Raw genomic sequence first — 3,107 nt, forward strand, 5'->3', positions numbered from 1 at the left:
GGCCGGGTCTGCGCGACCCGGCCACCGCCCCACGGACCTCAGGCCCGGCCGCGTTCGGCGCGGTAGCGGCGGATCAGCGCCGCGGTGGAGGAGTCCACGTCGGACAGATCCGGTGCGTCCCCGGTGAGCTTCGGCGCCAACTGGTTGGCCATCACCTTGCCCAACTCCACGCCCCACTGGTCGAAGGGGTTGATGTCCCAGATCGCGCCCTCGGTGAACACGATGTGCTCGTACAGGGCTATGAGCTGCCCCAGCGTCGAGGGGGTGAGCTTCGCCGCGATGATCGAGGTGGTCGGGTGGTTGCCCGGCATCACCCGGTGCGCCACCACCTCGGGCTTCGTGCCCTCTGCCTCGACCTGCTCCCGGGTCCGGCCGAAGGCCAGCGCGGCGGTCTGGGCGAAGAAGTTCGACATGAACAGGTCGTGCATGTCGCCCAGGTCGTGGTGGGGCTGGCTGAACGCGATGAAGTCCGCCGGAATCAGTCGGGTGCCCTGGTGGATGAGCTGGTAGAAGGCGTGCTGGCCGTTGGTGCCGGGCTCGCCCCAGAAGATCTCGCCGGTGCTGTGGTCCACGGGCGTGCCGTCCACCGTCACCGACTTGCCGTTGCTTTCCATGGTCAACTGCTGCAGGTATGCCGGGAACCGGTGCAGGTACTGCGAGTACGGCAGCACCGCGTGGGTCTGCGCGTCGAGGAAGTTCGTGTACCAGACGTTCAGCAGGCCCATCAGGACCGGCACGTTGCGCTCCACCGGCGTACGCCGGAAGTGCTCGTCCACGGCGTGGTAACCGGCCAGCATCTCCCGGAACCGGTCCGGGCCGATCGCCAGCATCACCGACAGGCCCACCGCCGAGGGCAGCGAGTACCGACCGCCCACCCAGTCCCAGAAGCCGAACATGTTCTCCGGGTCGATACCGAAGTCCCTGACCCGCCGCTCGTTGGTGCTGACCGCGACGAAGTGCCGGGCGATCGCCGACTCGCCCTCGACGTCCAGCCCGCCCAGCAGCCATGCCTTCGCCTGCTGGGCGTTGGCCAGGGTCTCCTGGGTGGAGAAGGTCTTCGACACCACGACGAACAGGGTGGTCGCCGGGTCCAGGTCGTGCGTCTTGTCGTGGATGTCGGTTGGGTCGATGTTGGAGACGAACCGGCAGGAGATCCCCGCGTCCCGGTACGCCTTCAACGCCTCGTACGCCATCACCGGGCCCAGGTCGGACCCGCCGATGCCGATGTTCACCACCGTGCTGATCCGCTCGCCGGTGTGCCCCCGCCACTGCCCCGAGCGGACCCGCTCGGCGAACGCCGCCATCCGGTCCAGTACCCGGTGCACGTCGGCGACGACGTCCTGGCCGTCCACGGTCAGCGAGGCGTCCCGGGGAAGCCGCAGCGCGGTGTGCAGCACCGCCCGGTTTTCGGTGACGTTGATGTGCTGCCCGGCGAACATCGCGGCGATCCGGTCGGTGAGGCTCACCCGTTCCGCCAGTGCGGTGAGCAGCGCCAGCGTCTCGTCGGTGACGAGGTTCTTGCTGTAGTCGACGTGCAGGTCGGCGACCTCACCGGTGAGCCGCTCACCCCGGCGTCCGTCCGCGGCGAACAGTTCCCGCAGGTGGGTGCCGCGCATCGTCTCGGCGTGCTTGTGCAGCGCCTGCCATTCGTCGGTGGTGGTCACGCTCGCAGCCATCGGGTCGATCTTCTCCTTCACGACGTTCGCGGGCGGCGGCCGGCCCGCCGGCCGCCGGCTCGCCCTCCAGCCTGCCACCCGGCTCGCGGGCGCGCGACGCGACGCGGCGGCGGCCCTGCCGCTACCCGGGCGCCGAAACCGTCCAAGGCATCGACTTTCGTTGAACTATCGGAAACATTTCAGTAACGTCGGAGCGGGAACGTCTCGACCACGCGGGTGACACCGCAGGCCCGGCGGTTCCGGTGCGGTGTCAGGGCGACCGTGCCGGGAGCGAAGCGCGCGGAGCCGGCCGCCGCGCCGGGTGACGGTCGAGCCGACGATCTCCCGTACCCACCACTGTCGAAAGGCGATCAGCCATGAGCCACGTCCCAGCCCGCGCCCCGGCGCGCTCGACGAGTCGAGCCCGGCTACGCGCTGCCCTCGTCGCCGCCGTCGCCGGTGCCGCCGTCCTCGGCGTCACCGTGACGATGACGCCCAGTGCCAGCGCCGCCACCACCCTCGGCGCCTCCGCCGCCCAGAGCGGCCGGTACTTCGGCACCGCCGTGGCGGCCGGCAGGTTGAACGACTCGGCGTACACCACGATCTTGAACCGCGAGTTCAACCAGGTGACGCCGGAGAACGAAATGAAGATCGACGCCACCGAGCCGCAGCAGGGGGTGTTCAGGTACGGCGACGCCGAGCGGATCGTGCAGCACGCCCGCAGCCGCGGCATGAAGGTGCGCGGGCACACCCTGGCCTGGCACTCGCAGCAGCCGAACTGGATGCGGGACATGTCCGGCACCGCGCTGCGCAACGCCATGCTGAACCACGTCACGCAGGTGGCCAGGCACTTCCGTGGCCAGGTCGAGTGGTGGGACGTGGTGAACGAGGCGTTCGCCGACGGCCCCAGCGGCGCGCGGCGCGACTCGAACCTGCAGCGCACCGGCAACGACTGGATCGAGGCGGCGTTCCGGGCGGCGGACGCGGCGGATCCGAACGCGCAGCTGTGTTACAACGATTACAACACCGACAACTGGAACGACGCGAAGACCCAGGCCGTGTACCGGATGGTGCGGGACTTCAAGAGCCGTGGGGTGCCGATCGACTGCGTCGGGTTGCAGTCGCACTTCACCGGTGGGTCGAACTACCCGAGCAACTACCGTACGACCCTGTCGAGCTTCGCGGCGCTGGGTGTGGACGTGCACATCACCGAGCTGGACATCCGCAACGCGCCGTCCGACGCGTACCGCAACGTGGTCAACGACTGCCTGGCGGTGCCGCGCTGCAAGGGGATCACGGTGTGGGGCATCCGTGACTCCGACTCCTGGCGCTCGGGCGAGAGCCCTCTGCTGTTCGACCGCGGTGGCAACAAGAAGGCTGCCTACAACGCCGTGCTCACCGCACTGAACAGCGCCCCTCCCACGACGCCGCCGACGACCCCGCCGACCACCC

Annotated in this window: 2 protein-coding genes; one reads left to right on the top strand and one right to left on the bottom strand. The window is 69.5% G+C overall.

The genetic code is table 11. From position 1 onward, the window contains the following. Positions 1-38: 38 nt before the first annotated feature. The gene (gene pgi, locus E1182_RS29970) at positions 39-1,676 is read right to left on the bottom strand and encodes a glucose-6-phosphate isomerase (protein ID WP_132271102.1); all 1,638 of its coding nucleotides are present in this window, start codon (positions 1,674-1,676) and stop codon (positions 39-41) included. Between the two features lie 356 nt (positions 1,677-2,032). Here pgi and E1182_RS29975 point away from each other — a divergent pair. Beyond that, positions 2,033-3,107: endo-1,4-beta-xylanase (locus E1182_RS29975; RefSeq protein ID WP_132271103.1), on the top strand; the 1,075-nt coding region annotated here is incomplete at its 3' end.

Source organism: Micromonospora sp. KC721, from assembly GCF_004348355.1.
In the GTDB taxonomy this organism is placed as follows: domain Bacteria; phylum Actinomycetota; class Actinomycetes; order Mycobacteriales; family Micromonosporaceae; genus Micromonospora.